The 23314-nt window shown below is 50.9% G+C and carries 18 protein-coding genes and 1 pseudogene; all 19 read right to left on the bottom strand.

Annotation, left to right across the window (positions count from 1 at the left end):
* Window positions 1-88: 88 nt before the first annotated feature.
* The 19 genes and pseudogenes from GmarT_RS09765 to GmarT_RS09680 all read right to left on the bottom strand — a co-directional run bounded on the left by GmarT_RS09765 (window position 89) and on the right by GmarT_RS09680 (window position 23311).
* Window positions 89-658: a thioredoxin family protein gene (locus tag GmarT_RS09765; protein ID WP_157158992.1), complete on the bottom strand. Its 570-nt coding sequence runs from the start codon at window positions 656-658 to the stop codon at window positions 89-91.
* Window positions 627-1034, bottom strand: coding sequence for a hypothetical protein (locus GmarT_RS29465; protein ID WP_044239903.1), 408 nt, complete (start codon window positions 1032-1034; stop codon window positions 627-629). The genes GmarT_RS09765 and GmarT_RS29465 overlap by 32 nt, the downstream gene beginning before the upstream one ends.
* Before the next feature lie 34 nt (window positions 1035-1068).
* Complete coding sequence (locus GmarT_RS09760) at window positions 1069-4263, bottom strand: efflux RND transporter permease subunit (RefSeq protein WP_002648770.1); 3195 nt, start codon at window positions 4261-4263, stop codon at window positions 1069-1071.
* Between the two features lie 17 nt (window positions 4264-4280).
* On the bottom strand, window positions 4281-5924 hold the full coding sequence (locus GmarT_RS09755; protein WP_002648771.1) for an efflux RND transporter periplasmic adaptor subunit: 1644 nt from the start codon (window positions 5922-5924) through the stop codon (window positions 4281-4283).
* Window positions 5925-6769: 845 nt separating this feature from the next.
* Window positions 6770-8443: a TolC family protein gene (locus GmarT_RS09750; protein WP_044239889.1), complete on the bottom strand. Its 1674-nt coding sequence runs from the start codon at window positions 8441-8443 to the stop codon at window positions 6770-6772.
* 140 nt (window positions 8444-8583) lie between these two features.
* Complete coding sequence (locus tag GmarT_RS09745) at window positions 8584-9276, bottom strand: ABC transporter ATP-binding protein (RefSeq protein WP_002648774.1); 693 nt, start codon at window positions 9274-9276, stop codon at window positions 8584-8586.
* A gap of 4 nt (window positions 9277-9280) precedes the next feature.
* Window positions 9281-10495, bottom strand: a complete 1215-nt coding sequence (locus tag GmarT_RS09740; protein WP_230682342.1) for an ABC transporter permease — start codon at window positions 10493-10495, stop codon at window positions 9281-9283.
* A gap of 39 nt (window positions 10496-10534) precedes the next feature.
* Window positions 10535-11320, bottom strand: a complete 786-nt coding sequence (locus GmarT_RS09735) for a hypothetical protein (protein WP_002648776.1) — start codon at window positions 11318-11320, stop codon at window positions 10535-10537.
* A gap of 238 nt (window positions 11321-11558) precedes the next feature.
* A complete protein-coding gene (locus GmarT_RS09730) occupies window positions 11559-11951 on the bottom strand; it encodes a hypothetical protein (RefSeq protein WP_002648777.1) in 393 nt (130 codons plus the stop codon).
* Between the two features lie 583 nt (window positions 11952-12534).
* Window positions 12535-13314: pseudogene (locus GmarT_RS09725) on the bottom strand (Hint domain-containing protein); the annotation flags it as partial.
* 298 nt (window positions 13315-13612) lie between these two features.
* Window positions 13613-14068 carry an SMI1/KNR4 family protein gene (locus tag GmarT_RS09720; protein ID WP_002648779.1) on the bottom strand — a complete coding sequence of 152 codons (456 nt, stop codon included), beginning with the start codon at window positions 14066-14068 and terminating at the stop codon, window positions 13613-13615.
* Between the two features lie 5 nt (window positions 14069-14073).
* Window positions 14074-15129, bottom strand: coding sequence for an HNH/ENDO VII family nuclease (locus GmarT_RS29920; RefSeq protein WP_230682557.1), 1056 nt, complete (start codon window positions 15127-15129; stop codon window positions 14074-14076).
* A gap of 650 nt (window positions 15130-15779) precedes the next feature.
* On the bottom strand, window positions 15780-16934 hold the full coding sequence (locus tag GmarT_RS09710) for a polymorphic toxin-type HINT domain-containing protein (protein ID WP_230682343.1): 1155 nt from the start codon (window positions 16932-16934) through the stop codon (window positions 15780-15782).
* Window positions 16935-17633: 699 nt separating this feature from the next.
* On the bottom strand, window positions 17634-18863 hold the full coding sequence (locus tag GmarT_RS29915; protein WP_002648357.1) for a Hint domain-containing protein: 1230 nt from the start codon (window positions 18861-18863) through the stop codon (window positions 17634-17636).
* A gap of 159 nt (window positions 18864-19022) precedes the next feature.
* A complete protein-coding gene (locus tag GmarT_RS09700) occupies window positions 19023-19520 on the bottom strand; it encodes a hypothetical protein (RefSeq protein ID WP_002648358.1) in 498 nt (165 codons plus the stop codon).
* Complete coding sequence (locus tag GmarT_RS09695) at window positions 19520-20665, bottom strand: polymorphic toxin-type HINT domain-containing protein (protein WP_230682344.1); 1146 nt, start codon at window positions 20663-20665, stop codon at window positions 19520-19522. Before GmarT_RS09695 ends, GmarT_RS09700 begins: the two co-directional genes overlap by 1 nt.
* Window positions 20666-21451: 786 nt before the next feature.
* Window positions 21452-21943 (bottom strand): ankyrin repeat domain-containing protein, encoded by a 492-nt coding sequence (locus GmarT_RS09690; protein ID WP_369010748.1) that lies wholly within the window; start codon window positions 21941-21943, stop codon window positions 21452-21454.
* Between the two features lie 29 nt (window positions 21944-21972).
* Complete coding sequence (locus GmarT_RS30340) at window positions 21973-22212, bottom strand: GH-E family nuclease (RefSeq protein ID WP_002648362.1); 240 nt, start codon at window positions 22210-22212, stop codon at window positions 21973-21975.
* Window positions 22202-23311: a polymorphic toxin-type HINT domain-containing protein gene (locus tag GmarT_RS09680; RefSeq protein ID WP_002648363.1), complete on the bottom strand. Its 1110-nt coding sequence runs from the start codon at window positions 23309-23311 to the stop codon at window positions 22202-22204. Before GmarT_RS09680 ends, GmarT_RS30340 begins: the two co-directional genes overlap by 11 nt.
* Window positions 23312-23314: the final 3 nt, after the last annotated feature.

The following is a 23314-nucleotide window of genomic DNA, read 5'->3' as shown; positions in this document are numbered from 1 at the left end:
CGCTCCTAAAATATCACAACCAATAGTCATTCACGGCAGATGTGACCCGACCCACGTCAGCTCTTTCACCAGATTTTGTTTTCAATGATCAATTGGCTACGAGACTTAACGGGCGACAGTCTATTTGTACCCGACGAGTCGAGGCAGTTTCTGCGCAGACATTCTCTATGAGGCTCGTCAGTTGTGCTTGTGTTTGTTTCCCGAGTCGGCGCTTGAAGACCTTCCCCTCGTTAAAGAGAAGGAACGCGGGGGGCGCGTCGATTTCATATTTGGCAGCAGTAGCCGGGTTCTCGTCGATGCGCATTCTGAGAATCTTCACGCGTCCCGCAAATTGTTCTGACGCCTCTTCCAGGAGGGGGATCATCTCGATACAGGGGCGGCACCAGGGAGCCCAGAATTCCACCAGCACTGGCTGGTCCGCCTCCAGGACCGACTTTTGAAAATTCGAATCTGTAACCTCAGGCAAACTGGAATGAGATGAATCTGAAGCGGCACTCTGGCAGCCAGGAATCAATGCGCAGATCAGCAGTGCGACAGCGTAAAACAGAACAGGCAACCCGCTTGAATTCGGGCGGGTTACCTGGCTGCTAATCGACTGTGTTTCCGCTTTTGTCTGCTCGCGGATCTTATTTATCCTTACGTGCGGGCGGTTTTTCACCGAACTTGGCCTCGTACTGGGCAATGAATTTTTCTTCCAGTTCGGGATGATGGATGAAGCACTGCGAATCAGGACGTTTATGCTCTTCACACCAGTCTCCCTTCTTCTGGAAATCAGCGGCGAGTTTGGTACTACACTGGGCGCAGATTTCCTCCGGAACGCCATGCTCAGCACACCAGAAACCGTGCAGGTTATGCCCCTCTTCTCCGTGTTCGTGTTCATGATCGTGCCCTTCTTCGCCATGCTCATGATGGTCTTCTTCAGCTTTGGCCACGGGGGCTACGTCATTTCCACTCTCCGCACAGCCCGTGATCACCAGAAGTCCACACACAATCGCAGGGATTGTCAGACACCGGGTCCATGATTGTTTAGTCATTTTTTCTCCTTTTTTGGTACATTGACCAGTCATATTAAACCGAAGCCGTTTCAGGCACATGCCTGGAATCCGGATTGTTCGGTTGTGTTGGTTTAGTGGTATCGTCATCGTCTTCCTCATCGTCGTTGCGACTTGCGGGTAAATTAAAGACCACGTACAGCACACGTAAAACGAGCAGGCTCATGATCGTGGCACTGCAGACGCCACCAATCACGACTGTGGCCAGGGGGCGTTGCACTTCTGCTCCCATACCGGTATTGAAGGCCATTGGAAAGAAGCCGAGGCTGGCCACCAGCGTAGTCATCAGAATCGGACGCAAACGGGTCATAGCTGCCTCTTCGACAGCTTCGTTTAGCGAACTGCCTCTGCGGCGCAATCGACGGATGGTTGAGACCAGAAGCATATCATCCAGTACCGCGACACCGGAGAGGGCGATAAAACCCACGGCCGCTGAAATCGAAAACGGCATTTCCCGTATCCAGAGTGCGAAAATTCCCCCGACCCAGGCGAAAGGGACGCCAGTAAAGACGCGAATTGAATCGATCAGGTTATTATAAGTCATATACAGCAAGCCGAAAATCAGTAGCATCGCGACCGGCACCACAATCATCAGGCGGGCCTGGGCACGCTGCAGGTTCTCGAACTGTCCACCCCATTCGATGTGGTAACGTCCGGCTGGCAGGGTTATCTGCTTGTCGACTTTACGCTGCGCTTCAGCGACAAAGCTCCCCATATCGCGACCCCGGACATTTGCTTCGATGGTAATCCGCCTCTGATACCATTCCCGCTTGATGGTATTCGGGCCTTCCACGATCTCAATGTCAGCGAGTCGCGACAGGGGAATCTGCTCTCCCTGAGGAGTGGCTACCAGGATCGAGCCGATCGCCTCGGGATCCGTGCGTGCCTGCTCGGGTAGCCGGATAATCAGGGGAAATCGCAGCTGTCCTTCATAGACCTCTCCGACATGTTTGCTGCCCAATGATTCCACCAGGTCGAGCACGGTCCGTGCCGGAATGCCGTAACGGGCGATTTCATCCTGGTCGATGTTGATTTCCAGCACCGGCTGACCGGTGACCTGCTCCACTTTCACGTCGGCAGCCCCTTCAATTGATTTGAGCACCTGCTCAATTTCAGAGGCTTTGGAGACCATCAGATCGAGATCGTCTCCGTAGAGAATCGCAGCTACATCTGAGCGGACCCCGGAGATCATTTCATTCATCCGCATTTCGATGGGTTGAGTCATCGCCAGACGCGGGCCAGGCAGATCGCGAAGTTCTTCCTGAATCTGAACTGTCAGTTCTTCCTGCGTGTCAGCACGCGTCCACTCGTTTCGGGGACGCAGAGTGACAAACAGGTCGGTCAGTTCCGTCCCCATGGGGTCCGTGGCAACCTCCGCCATCCCGACGCGACTCCAGACATGCACGATCTCGTCTGGAAACTTCTCCAGCAGAACTTTCTCCATCTGCGTGTTATAGCGGATTGTTTCTTCCAGATCGGTTCCCGCCAGACGGACCACGTTGATCACGACAGCCCCTTCCGAGAGACGCGGCACAAATTCCGTTCCCAGGTTGGGGGCAATCAGACCAAAGGCCACAAACAGAATTGAGAGCGCAAAACCGATCACTGCTGCTTTGTGGTGCATGGTGAACCGCAGCACCGGCGCATACAGCCATTTTAGTACGCGGATCAGCAGCGGTTCTTTGTCCTTGAGATTTTTCGGGAGGAACAGGCTGGCGAGCACAGGCATCAGTGTCAGTGAGAGCACCATAGAACCAGCAAGGGCCATAATGACTGTCAGTGCCATGGGGCGAAACAGTTTGCCCTCGACGCCTTCCAGTGTCAGGATCGGCAGGTAGACGATCATGATAATCAGCTCGCCGAACATGGTCGGTTTGCGGACTTCGATGGCAGCATCGCGGATGATCTCCAGTCGACTGCGACCGTCGGTGCCGTGTGACAGGCAGCGAACACAGTTTTCAATCATCACCACGGAACTGTCTACCACCAGACCGAAGTCAATCGCCCCCAGGCTGAGCAGGCTCGCTGCGATGCCGAACTTCAACATGCCCGAAAAGGCAAACAGCATCGAAAGAGGAATTGCCAGAGCCACAATCAGACCGGCGCGCAGGTTCCCCAGAAATATAAATAGCACCGCAACCACGAGCAAACCGCCTTCGAACAGGTTCTTCTGCACGGTTTCAATCACGTGGTCCACCAGTTCAGTACGATCATAAACCGTCTGGATTTCCACACCTGCAGGCAGAGTCTCCCGGATTTCCTGCAGTCGAGTTTTCAGAGCATGTGTCACCTCGTGGCTGTTTTCTCCCATCAACATGAAGCCCAGTCCCAGTACGGCTTCTCCGCGACCGTTGGCGGTCACCGTGCCGCGACGTATTTCATGCCCGATCTGCACATCCGCCACATCTTTGATCCGAATTGGAACTCCGTCACGAGACGTGATGACGACATTATCGATCTGTTCCAGATTGACGGTCCGCCCCACTCCATGGACCAGCAGCATCTGGCTACGATCGGTAATCGTTCCACCACCAACATTCTGGTTGTTTTCGCGGAGGGCCTGGGCCACCTGGTCGAATGTCAGTTCGTGTTTAATGATCTGATCTGGATCGAGGCGTACCTGGTACTGCTTCTCATAGCCCCCCCAGCTGTTGATCTCGGCCACTCCCGGCACGGAACGCAATTGAGGTTTGATTACCCAGTCATGAAGCGTTCGCAGTTCGGTCAGCCGTTTGACCCGTTCTTCGTTCGGTAAACGGGAAAAATCGACTCCCTCGTAAGTCAGAACATAGTGAAAGACTTCTCCCAGACCGGTCGAAACCGGTCCCATCTGCGGTCGCTGGATTCCCTCTGGAAGCTGAACCGTACTCAGCCGTTCACTGATCAGCTGCCGCGCAAAATAGATGTCCACTCCGTCTTCAAAAATCACGACCAATTGTGATAAGCCGAATTTCGAAATGGACCGCAAATCCTGTAAACCAGGCAAACCACTGATCGCCTGCTCGACCGGAAAAGTAATCTGTCGTTCAACCTCATCGGGTGAAAGCGCCGGCGCCACCGTATTGATCTGAATCAGTACCGGCGTCGTGTCGGGAAACGCATCGATGTCAAGGTGTCTCAGCGAGATCACCCCAACGCCTGCAAATACCACGGTACACAATATTACCAAGGCACGATGGCGCAGTGAAAAATCAATCAGCCAGTTGAGCATAATTCTTTGATTCCCTTCTATTCAGCGCAACAGCCTTCTCCGAGGCTGTTCTTGAGAAGTTGTGCCCGCAATACGTCGCTCCCCTGAGTCACGACGACTTCTCCTGGAAGCAAACCAGCTATGATTTCCACACGATCATCTTCTACGAACCCCGTACGAACATTTCGTAACTGAAAGACTTTGGGACTCTCGGTGCTGTCGAAGTAATGCTTATTACGAACAAAGACCACCTGGCAGCATCCCTCCCAGTGCACTGCACTCTGGGGAATCACGACCGCCTGTTTTTCCTGTCTCAGAATGATTCGGCCCGCGCCAAAAGTCTCATCACGAAGCTGACCTTCCGCATTATCGATTTCCGCCCTGACCTTTACCATCCGTGTCTGTTTATCAGCGGCAGTGCTGATCCAGCTCAAGTTCCCGGTAACTTCTTTACGGCTTCCATTGGGATGAAATCGGACCTGCTGTCCTACCTGGATCAAAGATGCTTCTTCCAGGGGAACATTGAGTATCAGCCACATCCAGCTGGGGTCTGCCACTTCAAACAAGGTCCGCTCCGGGGTGACGACCTCACTGGAAACGACGTTCCGCTCCGTAATCACTCCGTTCATTGAGCTGCGAACCGGGATCAGGTTGGCTGATGCGGTCTGTGAGCGAAACTGTTCTGCAAGTTCGCTGGGAAAACCCAGGAAACGTAAGCGATCAATCATGGACTGCTTGCTTCGATTCGCAATCGAAGCGATATCGACGGATAGGCCCAGATTTGCGAGTGCCTGTTCGACGCTCAGAACTTCGGCCTCTTCCTTTGCCAGAATGGATTCTGCTTCCAGAATGTCTTTACCTGCGATGGCTCCTTTGAGTCCATTCAGGCGTTCAAAGTTTTTGCGTGCCAGTTTCTCGGCGACAATCGCTTTAACCAGATCAGTTTTGAGAAGTCCTACTTCCGCCGCATCAACGACCGCCAGAATTTCTCCTTCCTGTACCTGGTCTCCCACATTTTTAAATACCCGCCAGGCAGTTCCCGGCACGCGTGAAGAAAGATTTGCCAGACGTGTGGGGTCATAGCGGATTTCTCCTGTTCCCGAGACCCACTCTGTCACAGGGGCCTGATCGACCAGTTCTACATCAACACCAGCCTGCTGAACCGCGTCGTTGGAAGCGAACTGGATTCGCTTCTGATATACCTTGCAGGCAGCGTTATTGTTCGGTCGCTCCCGCAGAGCGAGAGCACGATCGGCCTGCTGCATTGCGGCGGCAGAGATTACCGGGGTTTTCTTCAGTTCAGCAACATCGGGATGGTGCAACGGGCAGTTGTTGACCCCATGCTCGGTGCACCAGCCATAATCGGGTCCGGCAGTAATCAGGTCAGGGTTACAGATCACACACTTGGATTCAGGAACCCCGTGCTCCTCACACCAGTCCTTGACTACAGGCTTCGCCTGCCCCGTGAATTCTGCAAACGTCGGGATTTTCCAATGGTGGGTATGCCCGTAATAACCAATGGCGACTAATACGGACATGACGATGAAGGTGGGTAACCCATCCAGGAACCAGCGGCCAAGCTTCCAGACCAGTCCCTGGGGACGTTGATCAGTTGGGGCTGGAGAGTCGGGAGCAGACGTATCTGGATTAACGGAGGGTCGACCTATGACAGATTGACTCATGAGATGTCCTTTCTTGCTCAATATTTTGAGAAGCAGGAGCCTGGTAAAATGGTTTTAAGCAGTTGGAAACAGACCCGGAAGTCAAGAAATGACCGCAAATTCATCCGGAAGGACGGATAATCTACGATGCTCGTGTCGAACGCTTTAGAGCAGATAGGAGGCTGAAAAATGACAGATTTCCCGCCCGGAAGAGTACGGCGGGAAGTGGCAGCCTCGATGGGGATTGTCCCTCAGACAGACGGACCTGGTTGACATGTGCGCGACGTCGTTGAGGTCGACAAGGAGAAATTCAGCCAGAGAATCAGCCTCGATCAGGCTGGGACAGTCGACCATAGTCGCGATTACAGCCCCCCCACAAAAACAATTTGGCAGTTTGCCATCCTGGGGGCACTGGGGTTGGACTGGTCTCTGTTCCTGATTCTCAGAATGCTGTTTCTGATCTTCACAATCTCTGTGATGGCAACAGGTTGCACTTGCAGATTTCTGAGCGGGTGCCGACTCAGACTGCGCAGCGGCACACGATCCCAGACACGTATCCCTACATGGAAGATAGGGGCATACGATCACCAGGACGGTCATTACGACATTGATCATGTGCTGCATGTACATATTAAACCCTGTTTGCCTAACTTATTCTAAGTATAGATCGGGTTGAACAGGAGATCAATGCCATAACTGATGAATCGCATTGAGGCAAGAATCCCCCCTGTTCCACCGCTCACGTTGAATATTCCTCTGATTTGCGTTTCCAGTTGACTGATCGGAACTTACTCTGTGCCTGAATCTCACCGGAGATTTCAGGAGCTGCTGAACTACAATGATGACTTCGACGAATTCGAGTGGTCCTAGAGTGCTGCGGGAGCAAAGTTACTCAGATTCGCGTTGCTTTGTTTCTGCAACTGCTGCTGGACTGCACGCAATCTACCGCCGCCCCCCGCTTCCTGAATTGCCGTTCCAATGGTTGCCGGGTTCAGGCCTCCGGTCATCTGCAGACCTGATATTTCAACCGACAATCGATGTGCCCGGTTCAATGCATCAATGTACTCCAGGTTTGACTGGAAGTTGTTCTGCTGTGCATTGAGCACGGCCAGAAAACTGAATTCTCCCTTCTCATAACCTTTAATCATCAGTTCCAGTGCTTCCCTGAGATCGGGTAGCACTTCCTTACGCATCTGTTCGGACTGGTTCCGCGCCAGCATGTAATCACGATATGAGGAGATCAACTGATCGCGCAATACCAGACGCACCCGTTCCAGTTCGCGTTCGGATCGGTTTACTTCGGAAGCGGCATTATAGATGCCCCCCTGATTGCGATTGAACAGCGGAAATGGAAGTGCCACCAGGGTATTAAATGTCGCGTAGTCTCCGACCGAATTGTAATCTGTAACAAATTGTAAAGTCACATCGGGAACTGGGGCGGCCTCTGCACTGGCCAGTTGTCCGCGAGCGATGCCGATCTGGCTTTCCGCTGTGAGTAACTGGGGGCTTTCAGACAATAGACGCTGCCATTCCGCTTCCAGATCAAATTGAGGTAAATCATCTTTCGGTTTCATCAGCTGACTGGGTGGTAATTCTGGACAGCCCACAATCACAGCGAGTTTTTGCCAGGCAGTTTCGTAATCTGTATGCGCGTTCGTCAGTGCGGTCCTCACAGTGGCATTTTGCGCTTTGGCCTGCAACATATCTGTCCGCGGAACCTGTTCAGCTTTATAGAGCCTCTCTGCCGCATCCAGGGTCTGCTGCGAGAGTTGGGCAATTTCCTTCACCAACCGTAATTGTTCCTGCGCTCCCAGCACATCGTAGTAACGCAGCCTGACGCCATTAATGACGCGCATCTGCTGGGCATCGAGTTGCAGTTCCGAAGTCTGGATGCCATAGGTTTCAGTTGCTCGGGCCTTGTCCAGTTTCCCTGCAGTAATAAATGTCTGCTGCACGAGGATACCATTCGATTGCGTGTCACCATTACTGCTCGTAGTGGAGTTGACATAACCTACGGTTGGGTTGGGGTAGAGGCCGACCTGCGTCCAGTTCCCCCGCTCTTTCTCGACCTCCGCCCGTTGCAAAGCCAGGGTGGGATTATTAGATAGTGCGATCTGTTCCAGTTCGCCCAAGGTCAACAACTGGCTGGTTGGTGTCAAAGCATTTTCCGAAGGATCTGCTTCTGGTACGTCCGAGCTTCCTACCGGTGGGACAGGTGGTGGTATTTTTCCTTCAAAAGATTCGTGATAAGACGTTAAAGTCAACTTTTTTCTCGATTCGGCAGGTGTCGTCGCTACAGAATTATTGAGATCGATTTCAGATGCAGCCACAGCTACATGTGCAGCCTGTGACTTTCTGTCCTCGCTGTCAACCAACTGCCTGCCTGCCTTTATTGAGCCTGCCTGGTGGGCAGTCATCTGGCCACGATCTGAGGCACAGGAAGTCAAAAGCAGAACGGGAATCAGGATCACTCGAAACGTTCTGACCAAATGCGATCTGAAGGTATTGAAGTTCATTAACTTTTCTGGCAATCCATGCATCACAGTTCTCCTGAGCCTGATATATAAGTTCCTGCACCCGCTTAATCGACGGTCAGGGTTAATAATATTTCATATCCAGTGCTCAAGCCCTCTCCCGAATAGAGAGGACTCAAGACTGGAGACCAAAGAACAATTATTCCTTAAGCCGATCTCAAAAGATCCTGGTCTGAACCTGCCTGGATGCGACCTTCAGAAAGACGTAAGGTCCTGCGGGCACACTCCGCAGCAGACAAATCATGTGTTACCATGATGATCGTGCGACCTTCCTCGTTGAATTGCCGCAGGAAAGTGAGGACCTGATCACGGGTCTCAGGGTCAAGATTCCCAGTCGGTTCATCAGCGAGAATGATCAACGGGTCGTTGGCCAGCATGCGTGCCAGCGCGACACGCTGCTGCTGTCCGATACTGAGTTCACTCGGCTTATGGTGCAGGCGATCCTGCAGTCCAACCTTACCCAGCAATTCTTCTGCCCGCTCTTGTCGCTCTGTTTTAAACTTTTGCGACAACATCATCGGGACCTGGACATTTTCAGTCGCCGTCAGATAAGGAATCAGATTGAATGTCTGGAAGACAAAACCAATTTTATTCTGTCTGACTTCGGCGCGTTGCTCGACAGGCAAATCATAAATTGATACATCGTCGAGCAGAATGCGTCCCTCAGAGGGGGCCGACATTGCCCCCAGCATCGAGAGCAACGTCGTTTTTCCGCTACCGCTGGGGCCAATAATCGCAGCAAACTCGCCCCGTGCGATTTCGATATCGGTCGTGTCCAGCGCAATCACTTCGTCCTGTTGCTTGCAGTATACTTTTTTAACAGATTCTAACTTTAACATTTAGTTATACTTCCTTGAAACAGAGACAGGGATCGAGGCGGGAAGCCTGGCGTGCCGGAAAATAACTGGCAGCCAGAGTGACCAGCACCGCGACCGTAGAGGCAACGATTGCCAGACTCGGGACTGGAAAGACGGCTACACTCGCAAATACAGGTCCCAGAAAAACTGCTATCAGACTTCCCAGAACATAACCGCTGATTCCCCCGGCCAGGCCCAGTAGGGCCGCTTTTGCCAGGAACAACTGTGTGACGAATCTCGGCGTGGCCCCCAGGGCCATCAGCGTGCCGATTTCGCGACGACGTTCTATGACATTCGCAAAACTTGCACTCGCCATACTCGCACCACCGACTGCCACCAGAATTGCCAGGAACAGGTATGATAGATTGGTCATCATCCGGTTAATAGAAACCTGGGTTTCAACAACATTAGCGATCGTCACCACCTTGGTTCCAGGCAGTAATGACTGCAATTCCCCTACTAAACCATTGGCAACATCTTCACAGCAGCCCATGACCTCAATGATATTCACAACCGGTCCCGCTCCCGATAACCGCTGCACGGTGTGCAGATGCGCGAACACCCGACTGTCATCGACGGTCCCCGTCGACGGCAGCACACTGAGTACCTTAAATGTTTCCCCCAGAAGTTGGAGCTGGTCTCCTTCTTTTAGTCCCTGCCTGGCGGCAAAGTCAGAACCAAGCAAAACTTCAGATTGATTCAGATGCTGTAGAGCCCTGCGTTCTGCCAGGGAGTCTGGAGCGTCCAGATTCTCATCGGCTACGTTAATCTTAGCTTTGCAGCCTTCATGCTTCTTGAAAAGCATCCCTCCCCCCGACCAGGCATTCATCTTCTGAATTTCAGATTGTGGCAGGATACCTGTCAGAATCACGTTACGATCATCCAGCATGGTGGGAACACAGAGTTTGGGGGTAATGGCTTCCACTCCGGTCAGTCCCGCCAGTGCCAGTTCAGCCACGTGTTCTTCCGGGATGGTTTCCTTGTGCATGTCTGCAGCATAATAGTCCTGCAATGTGACGCCTTCGGGGAGAATCAGTACGTTCGCTCCCAGTTCGTCAAGCTTACCAGCAACCTCCTGTTCTGAGAAAATTGTGACGTTGCGGATCGCTACCAGCGCTGTCACACTCAAAATGATCGCCAGCAGGCTGGCAATCAATGCCGTGGGACGCTCTTTCATTTCTTTCCAAATGATTGTTCTCATTGTCATGAGAGACCTCCTTAAAGTATGTGATGTGATGGTTTATTTACAGTGTTTGCAGCCGTCAACACCGCAGCTCTTACCTGCCTTTTTCAGCTCGGCAATCAGCTGCTGACTGGTCACACTGCTGTTGTACTTACCGACCATCACTCCAGGAGGTGCCATGAAAACAACGGCAGAGTTTTGTGAGGCGGGTACTCTCAGTTCATTCAGAAAATCACGTTCGGCCGGTTCAGACTGTGAGACGGTGATCACTTCCACCGCGTTCTTGTAACAGGGAATTGATTTGAAATTCTGAACCCCCTTGGGGACGCCAGCCTGACCGGAGGGACTTACACACAACAGCACCATTCTCCGGCTCTGCAGATTCAGCATGCACTGTGATTTGGCGGGGGACACGAATGCCTGCTGAATATAGTCAGCGTTGATCTGTTTCACATAGGAACCGGTGACCGCCCCATTGGGAGCAACTGCCAGCGTGAGCGGCATAGGGGCGCGTGAGACTCCATACTGTTCAATAATCTTGCGTTCCTGGGGATCGCCTGTGTTAACCGCCACAACGGACGCTGTGTTTTTGTCGGACAGATTCTGCTGCAGTGTGCTCCACATGCTTTTGGTGGTTGTATCCTGGTCTTTCCAGAACATGATAAACGTGTATTTATTCTGTTCCGCTGCGGAAGCACGTGATGCTTCCGCCTTGCTCAAAGATGCCCCCCGGGGCGCATTTTGAGCCGGGGAAATGTTCGACAGAGAAACCAGCAGAGTGCCTGCGGCCAGCAGACGGATACCATTGTTTTTAAACAGTCCTACAAGAGTGTGAGTCTTCATATTATAAATTTCCTTACCTGTTTTTGATTATGAATACGATTTTGATCTGCAAAAGAGGTAATGGACTCGACCTGAAATGCGCGCAAAGACAGTGGAGTGCGGCTTAATCTAAACAGATACAGGCGCAGCAGGTATCATTTGAATCAGCATTGAATTCAAAGAGACGGCCAGGCAGATAATAACGCCTTGGACAATCAGTGACCGTCACTGCCAGCAGGCAAGCGAGCCCGAGAGAAATTTATAAGCGCAGCGGGAGTATCACAGCGGCCTGTGAAGTATCATTTGCTACGTTATTCAGATGAGTTACGAAGTGGCAGGACTGATCCAGACTAACGACCAGCGTCACAGGATGAGTGCAACTTTCGAGATGTACCGCTGGTCCGGTAAAGGCGAATACTTCGTCTGAAACATGACACGTGCAGGGACAATCATGTTCGTCATCCTGTGGTAACTGTTGCTGAACTCCCTGTTTTTGTTTCCACTGAGCACAACAGGGACAGCTTGAAGAAACCGCTTTGCAGTCGCCGGAGTCGTGTTGAGATGCTTCTCCGTGTGCGGTCAATCCATGCCCCCAGCAGACCGGGCAAGGTTGCAGCAGCAGAACGATCACGAACAAGCGAAGCAGTTTCATCACAACTCTAAACGTAAAAAGGGATTTCCAGAATTCTACCGGGGCCGTGCCTGTCACTCAGATTTCAAGGGGCACTGGATAAGATTCCCGTCCCACTCGAAAAATCACGGCAAACACTTCTGACATCGACATGCAGAGTTCCGCCACTTGATTCCATCTGGACAGTGATGATGATTCTGTTGATTAGCCTGAGAGCTTTCAACAAAGATTTTGAGGGCTGTGCAGCCAAGGCATCCCCCCCAGACTACCGCGGCAGAATTCAAGGGACCGAATCCTAGAGGATTTACTGCGATCTGCCAAGATCAAAACCAACTGGGAAAATGGTGGCGATCCCTAGCGCTTGAATTTATCGAAAAGCCCCGCCTTATCTTTTACTCTTTGCCAGGTTTCTGATTGCTACACAATTCTCTGCAACTTTATGTTTTAGCTTAGCGAGTAAAAACAGTTACAAACCGCTATCTATACTGCATGTGCAACTGCTTGGCAGCACGTCAGACGTTCCGAAGGTGGCTCGGAGCGTATCTGAGAACTCATCAGCGGAGCCATTGACGATGCCGATATAACCCGAATCGTAATAGCCGCGGGGGACGAGGTCACAGGGGCTTGAGTTATGGACCAGCAGGCCGGAGTCGGTAACGATGTAGACGTGTTCGCCGGTAATTTCCAGGTTGTAAACCGGTTCCGGTCCGGCGCGGATTTCGATCGAGGTGATGCGGACTGTCTTACCCACCGCAGAACGCAAACGTTCGCCGGGCTGTAACTGGTCCGTATGCACAAACGCCTGGCGGTCTTCGCTCCAGATCGGATGTCCGGCGGTCACGCCGATCGGCTCGGTTTCCCCTTCCACATAAAGATTCAGGACGTTGTGCGAAACGTTTTTAAATGTGGAGATGACCACCGGCCCGTCACCCGGATCGATGGGCGGACAGTCCGATATCGAGAGCACTTCCGCCGCCCCCACCACATGCAGTTCCGGCATGTTGAGCATGATAACCGCTCCCGGCTGTGCGCGGTGGCGATAAATCCAGCTTAAGGGCCGCAGCAGTTCGGCTTCAAAATAAGTGCCGTCCGGTTTCCGCATCCGCACCGAGACCAGTCGCCAACCCTCCGGCGTGGGATTAATGGTCGCTTCCGTTTGAATCCGAAGCGGATTCCGCCCCACCACCCGCATGCCAGGCCGCATCTGTTGAATTGGTGTTGTCACCACCCGCGGCGGCGAGAAAGACGGACTCATTGCCGCCTGGGCCGAGGGCAGCATCGCCGCATCGGCCCCTCCGACCAATCCCGGATCCGCTTTCCAGAAACAGAAACTGGTAAAGAGCAGGCAACTGAAGATGGCTAGTTTTCGAGTAATTTCAGACATCAACACGATTCTTTTAATTCATGAAGAGTTTTAGTTCTGCGAATTTGACATACCCCCATCTCTACATCATGGAACTTTTCCTCATTTATTCGAGCTGACAGGCCAAGATCAGAAACAAGCATTCCTAAGGTATGAAATCATGGCTAGGGTCTGTGAGTTTGGGTATTGTTGTATTCGATTAATTCAGAGCCATAGTATCGCCTTTCATTTTAGTAGGAAGGGAAGAGTTGGGGAGTCCTACATTGTACTGAGTTAAGAAGGTGAGGAGGGAGGTGGTTAGGATGGGTTCGCTGTCGGACTAGAATTCAAGTCGGTCGTTCGCCAGCCTAATGACGAACTCTTCAAAGCTATTTGCCATGACTTTGCCGTCAACGCCAGGTCCAAATGCCACAATCGAGCAAGCTGTCTCATCTGACCGTTGAGCTGAATCGATGTAGAACGTTGTCCCACATCCGTCGTCCGAAATTGGCACTAGAGTTGGTGGAAGATGCCCTTGGTTTACCCTCCCCAATTGCACACTCGTTTTCACAACATGCCGCCACATCGGTGGAGCACTATCGTCAGATGAATCGAACAGTCCAGCGATTTCAAACCCAACTCCCATAGTAGCACCATATTGCTTCAAAAAGTGCCTATAGGACGCCGGGAAACGCACGGACAACTGCTCTTCTGCCTCAGTTATCATTTCGTCAGTTGCGGGGCCAGCATTCGTCCCCTTTTTGAGAATCGATTCGTATTCGTTTGTGATTGTCATTGTCCTTACCCCCCTAGCTCCCTCAATAATTCTGGTGAAACGAGCCCAGCATCAATCATGTCTTCGAGTCGCTGCTGCCAGTACGTGATCGAAAGTCTCGATTGCCGCACTGGACCACCTGGTCCAGAAATGTGCAACACGCCACCAGTTGTGGGATTGTAAGCATTGTGACTCGAAATAATTTCGATCATCATGCCATCTTGTCTGCCAACGTGGTGCAAGTTCAATTTTTCCCACTCTCCCGCAGCATTCCTAGCAAATGGCGTGTTACCACCTTGCATTAGCCTCAAGTTTTCAATGCTTGTATCAATATCGTTTCGCTGAATCACGATATTCCCTCTGTGTCGAGTCGCTCCCGTGAATACTGAGTCGTCCCCAAAGGTTCGTTGGACGTTTCGAAGGAAGCTCGCTTCTTCCGCCGTTTGGGCAACTACATTCCCAACCCTTGGGGCATTTAAGTCAATGTAGCTACCATCAGGTAACCCAATTTTTGTGACTAGATTACAGTCACTTACATTGTGCACCAGCAGGCCGGAATTGGTAACGCTGTAGACGTGTTCGCCGGCGACTTCCAGGTTGTAAACCGGTTCGGGTCCGGCGCGGATTTCGATCGAGGTGATGCGGACTGTTTTGCCGACAGCAGAACGCAGGCGTTCGCCTGGTTGCAGTTGGTCGGAATGGATGAATGCCTGGCGGTCTTCGCTCCAGATCGGATGTCCGGCGGTCACGCCGATCGGCTCGGTTTCCCCTTCCACATAGATATTCAGGACGTTGTGCGAAACGTTTTTAAATGTGGAGATGACCACCGGACCGTCACCCGGATCGATGGGCGGACAGTCCGATATCGAGAGCACTTCCGCCGCCCCCACCACATACATTTCCGGCATGTTGAGCTGGATGACTGCCCGCGGCGGCGTGACAGCCGGGCTCAAAACCGCCTGCGCTGAAGGCAGCATCGCCGCATCGGCCCCTCCGACCAATCCCGGATCCGCTTTCCAGAAACAGAACCCGGTGAAAAGGAAACAACTGAAGATTAGTAGTTTGCGGGTGAAGTTAGAAATGAAAACGATTCTTTATTATTAGGAGATTTTATCCTGCTGGATGTTGTCTTATTTGAAAATAAATTGTCTATTTGCAGTTCCATAAGTGCTTGGTTAGTCTTAGAGAATTAAAAGCGATATTTGCCACAATATCAGCCTATCAATGGAAAATACTTTACCAGTAATCCTTGCGAATTATCACAAACAAATATTTATGTTCCTGACACTTTTTACTCTCCTACTTTCGTTCGTGTAGAATTTCACACGTTCTAGAATTGCGTTGGTATCTTCAACGTTACATGGTGCCCATGATGGTCGAAATTTTCATGACTTTGTCTCACATTCTGAGTAATCATCGCATAAATGGCAAATTTCAACTCCGATCTGATGAAGGCCACAAACTCCTCGCTGCCCTCTGCCCATGTCACGGGCCATGCCAGACATCTGAAAGTGCTGACATGTCAAACAGGCTTTGAGTGTCACATCGTCATGAAGTATCTGCCGACCAAGTGTGCGAATAAACTTACCGACCTTGGTTGCCAAATCGTAATCACTTTCAATGCAATGTGTCTTCCCGTTAACTTCCCATTCCAACGTCTCACCAACTAACCGCCAGCGGGCAGCATAAGACTTATTATTGCCATGAATCGAAAGGGGATGGAATTCAGTCATCAACGTGGTCCTATTGGTGAAACAAACTCGCTTGGCCGAATGTAGTTCGGAACTAAGAATTCCAATTCAGGAATTAAACTACCATCGGGACCTGCAGGTACGTGCAAATTGTTAAAGCGATTAGGCTTTGCACGACTGATCGGAATTCTAAATTCATTAATGACGCCATCCGGCCCCGCAAAGAACTCTGCAACTCGTCGATCCGTTGTCACCGAGATGAATGGGCTTGCAGGGCTTCTACTGTCTGCAGCATGAGCACGAAACAAGTCGTCCAGATCCCCTTCATCAATCAATCGTTGCGAACCAGCATAGCCTTGCTCACGGGCAGCATGCGATTTGATAACCCTAGTGCCTGGTCTACCTCCTCGAAATACAGTTATGAAATCACAGTTACTTACATTATGGACCAGGAGTCCGGAGTCGGTGACGCTGTAGACATGTTCGCCGACGACTTCCAGGTTGTAAACTGGTTCGGGTCCGGCGCGGATTTCGATCGAGGTGATGCGGACTGTCTTACCCACCGCCGAACGCAAATGTTCGCCGGGTTGTAACTGGTCCGTATGCACAAACGCCTGGCGGTCTTCGCTCCAGATCGGATGTCCGGCGGTCACGCCGATCGGTTCGGTTTCCCCTTCCACATAGATATTGAGGACGTTATGCGAAACGTTTTTAAATGTGGAGATGACCACCGGACCGTCACCCGGATCGATGGGCGGACAGTCCGATATCGAGAGCACTTCCGCCGTCCCCACCACATACATTTCCGGCATGTTGAGCTGAATGACCGCCCCTGGCTGCGCGTGGTGTCGATAAATCCAGCTTAAGGGACGCAGCAGTTCTGCTTCGAAGTAAGTCCCATCCTCTTTCAGCATCCGCACCGAGACCAGTCGCCAACCCTCCGGCGTGGGATTAATGGCCGCTTCCGTTTGAATCCGAAGCGGATTCCGCCCCACCACCCGCATTCCAGGCCGCATCTGTTGAATTGGTATAGTGACTGCCCGCTTGGATGTAGCTGCCGGACTCAAACTCGCCTGCGCAGAAGGCAGCATCGACGCATCGGCACCGCCAATCAGCCCCGTTCCCGCCTTCCAGAAACAAAAACTTGTTAATAGCAGGCAGCCAAAGATCGCTATTTTTCGAATGATGTCAGTCATGAGTTCGATTCAAATAACAAAACATTTTGTCAAGTTAAGTATAATTTGCATTTTACCTGTATTGATTTTTTTTTACACCAAGTGTGGCAGTATTTCAACTGTGAAATACTGTGCAACCGGCCAAGATGCAACCGTTCAAACCGGCACAGCCTGCGAAGATCGTGATGCAGAAGCCGAAGAATGGACTTAATTCAATCACGAGTTGATGTGAATGAGATAGGTGGAGCATCTGCAAAGTCAAATGGAAAAATGGAACATCGTACATTACCCCGAATCATTGCGATCAAAAAGTTGACACATCCAGACGGATACCTGTTGTCACCACGAGCATTAACTTTGCCATCATGCGAGTGGCGAAGATAATGGTACTCTATTGCCCTGGGGGGGCTACGAGTTTCGTTTGTCCATCTTGATAAATATCGGAATGTGGCAGATCCGAACCGTACTCTTTCCAATCAAACGAAAGCTCCGAGTATCCATCGATTACGAGTTCATCACCGTTGTCTTTGACAGAAACATCTCCGTTAAACGTTAGCGTCAACTGATCGTCCAATACGATCCGAAGCAAGCCCGAACTTTGAGACACATCGGTAAGACGATGGATGTTGTCAAACGGCCTCCCGAACCAACCGTCTGGAAGCACCAACCCGCCACCCCAAGTTCGGGTAAACCAATTCTGAATTAGTGTAGTTGTGCTGCTCATCGCATAACCCAATCTGGATTGACACGTGGAATGTACACTTGATTTCCGCCGCCAATAATTGTCTCAAACGGCTTAGCCTTGCCAACTTGTGGTGCAGCGAACCCCTCAAAGACTGTTGTTCCCCTCGGAACTTGAATCGTCGTGACGTTTCGAGCCGTGTTGCCCCATTCAGAAAGCAAGGCTGAATCCAAGCGGGATTGGAGGGGTCCCGTTGGTTTGGTTCTTGTCCAATAAGGGCCAAGTTTACCCGCCTTCCCGCCGTAAACACGGTAGAGCGTGACCGGCTCGGATAGTTTGGTTTCAACGTATGAGCCACCACGAAAAGTCTTTGTGACATCCTCGCCTAACGGTCCAGCACCATGAGCGGGACCCCATTGTTTACTCCTTGGGGCATTTATTGTATCAAACTGACTAACAAGGTGATTGCTCGAATAAACGTCGATTGTGGTGGAAAGATCTTCGCAGCCGATATTATGCACCAGCAGGCCGGAATTGGTTACGCTGTAAACGTGTTCGCCGACGACTTCCAGGTTGTAAACTGGTTCCGGTCCGGCGCGGATTTCGATTGAAGTGATTCGGACTGCCTTACCCACCGCAGAACGCAGGCGTTCTCCGGGCTGCAGCTGGTCGGAATGGATGAACGCCTGGCGATCTTCACTCCAGATCGGATGACCGGCAGTCACGCCGATCGGTTCGGTTTCTCCTTCCACATAAATGTTGAGGATATTGTCCGCGGTGTTCTTGAACGTGGAGATGACCACCGGCCCGTCACCCGGATCAATGGGCGGACAGGCAGAGATCGAAAGCACTTCCGCTGCTCCCACCACATGCAGTTCCGGCATGTTGAGCATGATGACCGCGCCCGGCTGCGCCTGATGCAGTCGAAGCCAGCTTAAGGGACGCAGCAGTTCGGCTTCAAAGTAAGTGCCGTCTTCTTTGCGCATCCGCACCGAAACCAGCCGCCACCCTTCCGGCGTCGGATCGATCGTCGCTTCCGTTTGAAGGCGAAGTGGATTCCGCCCGACCACCCGCATGCCAGGCCGCATCTGTTGAATCGGCGTCGTCACCACACGCGACGGTGAGAGAGACGGACTCATTGCTGCCTGGGCGGAAGGCAGCATCGACGCATCGGCTCCGCCAACCAATCCCGGAGCCGCTTTCCAGAAACAGAAGCTGGTGAAGAGGAAACAGCTGAAAATCGCTAGTTTTCGGATGATGTCAGACATGACACAATTCTTTGTGTTATGAGGAGTTTAGTCCTGCCGTTTTTTTGCCTGTTCAATCAACTTTTGGCTGAAAAAAGGATATTTTGAATATGCAGTCCGAATAAATGGCTGCTTCAATATGTCACTTTATACTTATTGATAATTCTAAAATGAGAATAGTCAATGTTTTAAAAGTTTTGAAATTGCGAGTTGCTTTACCTCGTCTCTAGTATCATGATTAGCGATGAATTCAATTTTATTTCTTGATTCTTCTGTATCTATTCCTGATAACGCCCACACACATTTAACTGCTAAGGCAGTACTATCGTCATAGAATAAGTAGTCATAACGTGTATTTACTGCTGTAAACAAAGCATCCACACTCTCTGGTGATTTTAGAGTTTGTAATATACTTGCTACATCTTCGTGGCTTCTGTGCCATCCTTGATTCAGAAGCAAACATAACAACTTTATATGTTGTGAAGTAAATAGAGAAAACTTAAATCCGAGAAAAAACAAATCTTCGACAACGTCTGAATCATGATTCATCAATGCTGCTTCAAGCTCATTGGTTAAATATTTAGAATCTATCTTCGAAGGGAAACGTGCAAAAAATTCATCAGAAGTCAATACTCCACTACGTAAGTCTACTATCAGCTCAGTTTCTATCGACTTCATTATGGACCTCTAATAACATCATGTTTTATTATGTTATTGTTGAAAATTTCTAAAGCCTTTCCCTGCCCTAGCCCTATATTAACCTGCCCACCTTCTCCCTTAAAAAATGCATTCTTAGCAGCCCAACCAGAAGATACCTCTTCGAGATAGTCTAAACCAGCATCTCGGACAGCACGCGATGAATCTCGAACACCGATATTTTTTAGAGAATCTGTAGTGCCTGAAACCACCTTGAATTCTAATAATACACCATCATATGCTTCGGAAAATGATTTTGTTGGAGATGTAAATGTCTCTGAAGTTGCTGGAATTTTACCAGTCTGTAAAAACTCATCATAATGCTCTTTACTCAATGTTCGATAAAATATTTCTAGGTCGCAATCACTCGTATTGTGAACGAGCAGGCCGGAACTGGTGACGCTGTATACGTGTTCGCCGGCGACTTCCAGGTTATAGACCGGTTCCGGTCCGGCGCGGATTTCAATCGAGGTGATACGGACTGTTTTACCAAGCGCCGAACGCAGGCGTTCTCCGGGCTGCAGCTGGTCGGAATGGATGAATGCCTGGCGGTCTTCGCTCCAGATCGGATGACCGGCGGTTACGCCGATCGGTTCGGCTTCCCTTTCCACATAGATGTTGAGCACATTGCTCGAGGTGTTCCTGAACGTAGAAATCACCACCGGTCCATCACCCGGATCGATGGGGGGACAGGCGGAGATCGACAGCACTTCCGCCGCTCCGACCACATGCAGCTCCGGCATGGTGAGCTGGATGACCGCGCCCGGTTTTGCACGGTGCCGCGAAATCCAGCTTAACGGGCGCAGCAGTTCGGCTTCAAAGTAAGTGCCATCCTCTTTGTCCATCTGCACCGATACCAGCCGCCAGCCTGCCGGCGTCGGATCGATTGTCGATTCTGTTTGAATGCGAAGCGGATTCCGACCGACAATCCGCATCCCCGGTCGCATCTGCTGAATCGGCGTTGTCACCACCCGCGGCGGCGAGAAAGACGGACTCATTGCCGCCTGCGCCGAGGGCAGAATCTCAGTATCCGCACCACCAATCAGACCCATTCCCGCTTTCCAGAAACAGAAACCAGTGAACAGGAAACAACTGAAGATAGCTAGTTTTCGAGTGAGGTCAGACATGAATACGATTAAAATAACATAATAAATTGTCCAGCAGAGTTTAATCTGCAGTTAAGCTGGTATTTAAGTTTTCAGTACGGAACAGCCTGAGATGATCATGATTCAAAAGCCAAAGCAATTAATAATCAGACTCACATTTGCACGAAGGCAAACTGAGAAAAGAAATTCTGAATTTCGTCAATACTTAGGCCAAGTCGTTTAGCAAGAGACTCTGAGTTGTAAGTTATTGCACTGACTTCTTCATCAAGAAACTCAATCGAATCGACGACATCTGCAATTCGAACATGCTTTGGACGACCTTGCATTTCGGCAAAGTGACTATGCAGATTCAGAACAACAACATTTGGCCACTTGGGGAACATGTGAGACTCACAGGATTTACCGAAAAAGTTACAGTCTTCCAAATTAGCATCACTAAAAACGCCCTAAAAAGTACAGCGATTCAAGTTTGCATCCTGCCAAGAGAAACCAATAAGATCACTCTCAGCAATCACTAGAGAACCGACCTACTTTCCACGAATTGACATACTTTTGGCTGGCACGCTACACCTAATAGTGCAATTTTCCAGTACAACGTCACTTCCGATTGCATTGAATGTTTTGCTGTCATCAATGACGATTTCTTCGCCCTGTATTACGATGTCTTGCAAGTTCGTGTTCTTCTATCTTGTCAGAATTCTATGTACCGGAACAAGACTTCTGGTATTCGAATGGCGTGCCTATGAATGTAGCTGCCTGAACCAAGCAAGGCATCATAATGTAAATCCATCATTTGAGTTCATGCAATTATTTCTTTGTATACTTGTCAAGCAATTTCAGCAATGCGCCACTGTCAGGACTTGCCACGACGTTGATGTAGTTTCGCACAGTTCCTCCACCTCGGTCGTGATCAGGGTCGGCTCCCGCAGCCAACAACATCTCGACAACTTCCAGGTCACATTTCTGTACAAGTAGACACTGATGGAGCGGACTGATACCTTCGTCGTTCACTGGATCAACATCTGCCCCCGCATCGATTAACATTTTGACGACTTGACGGTTCTTGGTGCGCACTGCGTAATGCAACGGAGTCCACAAGCACCTGTCCCGCGCATTGACATCAACACCAATGTCGATCAGATGCCGGATTACATCGGGATCAGGAGGAATTGTAATGGATACCAATGCCATGTGTAAAAAATTCCATTCGTCACCCTGAACTCTAGTGTCCACACTTAGACCAGCACTAACTAAGGTGTCAATTTTCGTACAATCACCATCGTAGATTGCGTCATACATTTCATCTATTTTAGAGTTCGCCATTGATTTCACCGATTAATTCCAAAGTAATTCCTCATATCTCTAAGTATCGAGCCAAGTTGATCCTTCCCCGGCAATTCGTCTGCATGGCTAAGGTTTCGTGCCTTTTCTTCGATCTTGAAAAACTGAGGACGAGCATTCACGTAATCATTTAGCTGGCTTTGTGAAAGCTCTAACTCCTCAGCAGCGGCTATGATTCTTCGATTTTCATGACCTTGAATATGTCCGTAGTGCCACTCAGTAATCACCTCGCCTTTTGAGTTGATAAACTGACCAGCCGCATTCTTTTGAGCCCCCCTCAATGGCTGCTCTCGTACCTGCTCGCAACGACGGCCTCTGCAAGCCTCCTCCCAGAGTTCCTCCCTCAAGAGCAAACGTGCCATCAGCTTTTCGCAAACGCCCCCCCGGGTCTCTAAACAATCCTGGGGCATTTATTGTATCAAATTGACTAACAAGCCGACTGTTTGGCAGCACGTCATACGTTCCGAAGGTGGCGCGGAGCGTATCTGAGAAGTCATCAGCGGAGCCATTGACGATGCCGATATAACCCGAATCGTAATACCCGCGAGGGACGAGGTCACAGGGGCCTGAGTTATGGACCAGCAGGCCGGAGTCGGTGACGCTATAGACGTGTTCGCCGGCAATTTCCAGGTTGTAAACCGGTTCCGGTCCGGCGCGGATTTCGATTGACGTGATGCGGACTGTCTTACCCACCGCAGAACGCAGTCGTTCGCCGGGCTGCAACTGGTCGGAATGGATGAATGCCTGGCGGTCTTCGCTCCAGATCGGATGTCCGGCGGTCACGCCGATCGGTTCGGTTTCCCCTTCCACATAGATATTGAGGACGTTATGCGAAACGTTTTTAAATGTGGAGATGACCACCGGACCGTCACCCGGATCGATGGGCGGACAGTCTGATATCGAGAGCACTTCCGACGCCCCCACCACATGCAGTTCCGGCATGTTGAGCATGATAACCGCTCCCGGCTGTGCGCGGTGGCGATAAATCCAGCTTAAGGGCCGCAGCAGTTCGGCTTCAAAGTAAGTGCCGTCCTCTTTGCGCATCCGCACCGACACCAGCCGCCAGCCTGCCGGCGTCGGATCGATTGTCGATTCTGTTTGAATGCGAAGCGGATTCCGACCGACAATCCGCATCCCCGGTCGCATCTGCTGAATCGGCGTTGTCACCACCCGCGGCGGCGAGAAAGACGGACTCATTGCCGCCTGCGCCGAGGGCAGAATCTCAGTATCCGCACCACCAATCAGACCCATTCCCGCTTTCCAGAAGCAGAAACCGGTGAACAGCAGGCAGCTGAAAATAGCTAGTTTTCGAGTGAGGTCAGACATGAA

The organism is Gimesia maris, assembly GCF_008298035.1.
Taxonomy (GTDB): Bacteria; Planctomycetota; Planctomycetia; order Planctomycetales; family Planctomycetaceae; genus Gimesia; species Gimesia maris.
The sequence above is the reverse complement of the archived record's forward strand: the minus strand, read 5'-3'. Positions and strand labels throughout refer to the sequence as shown.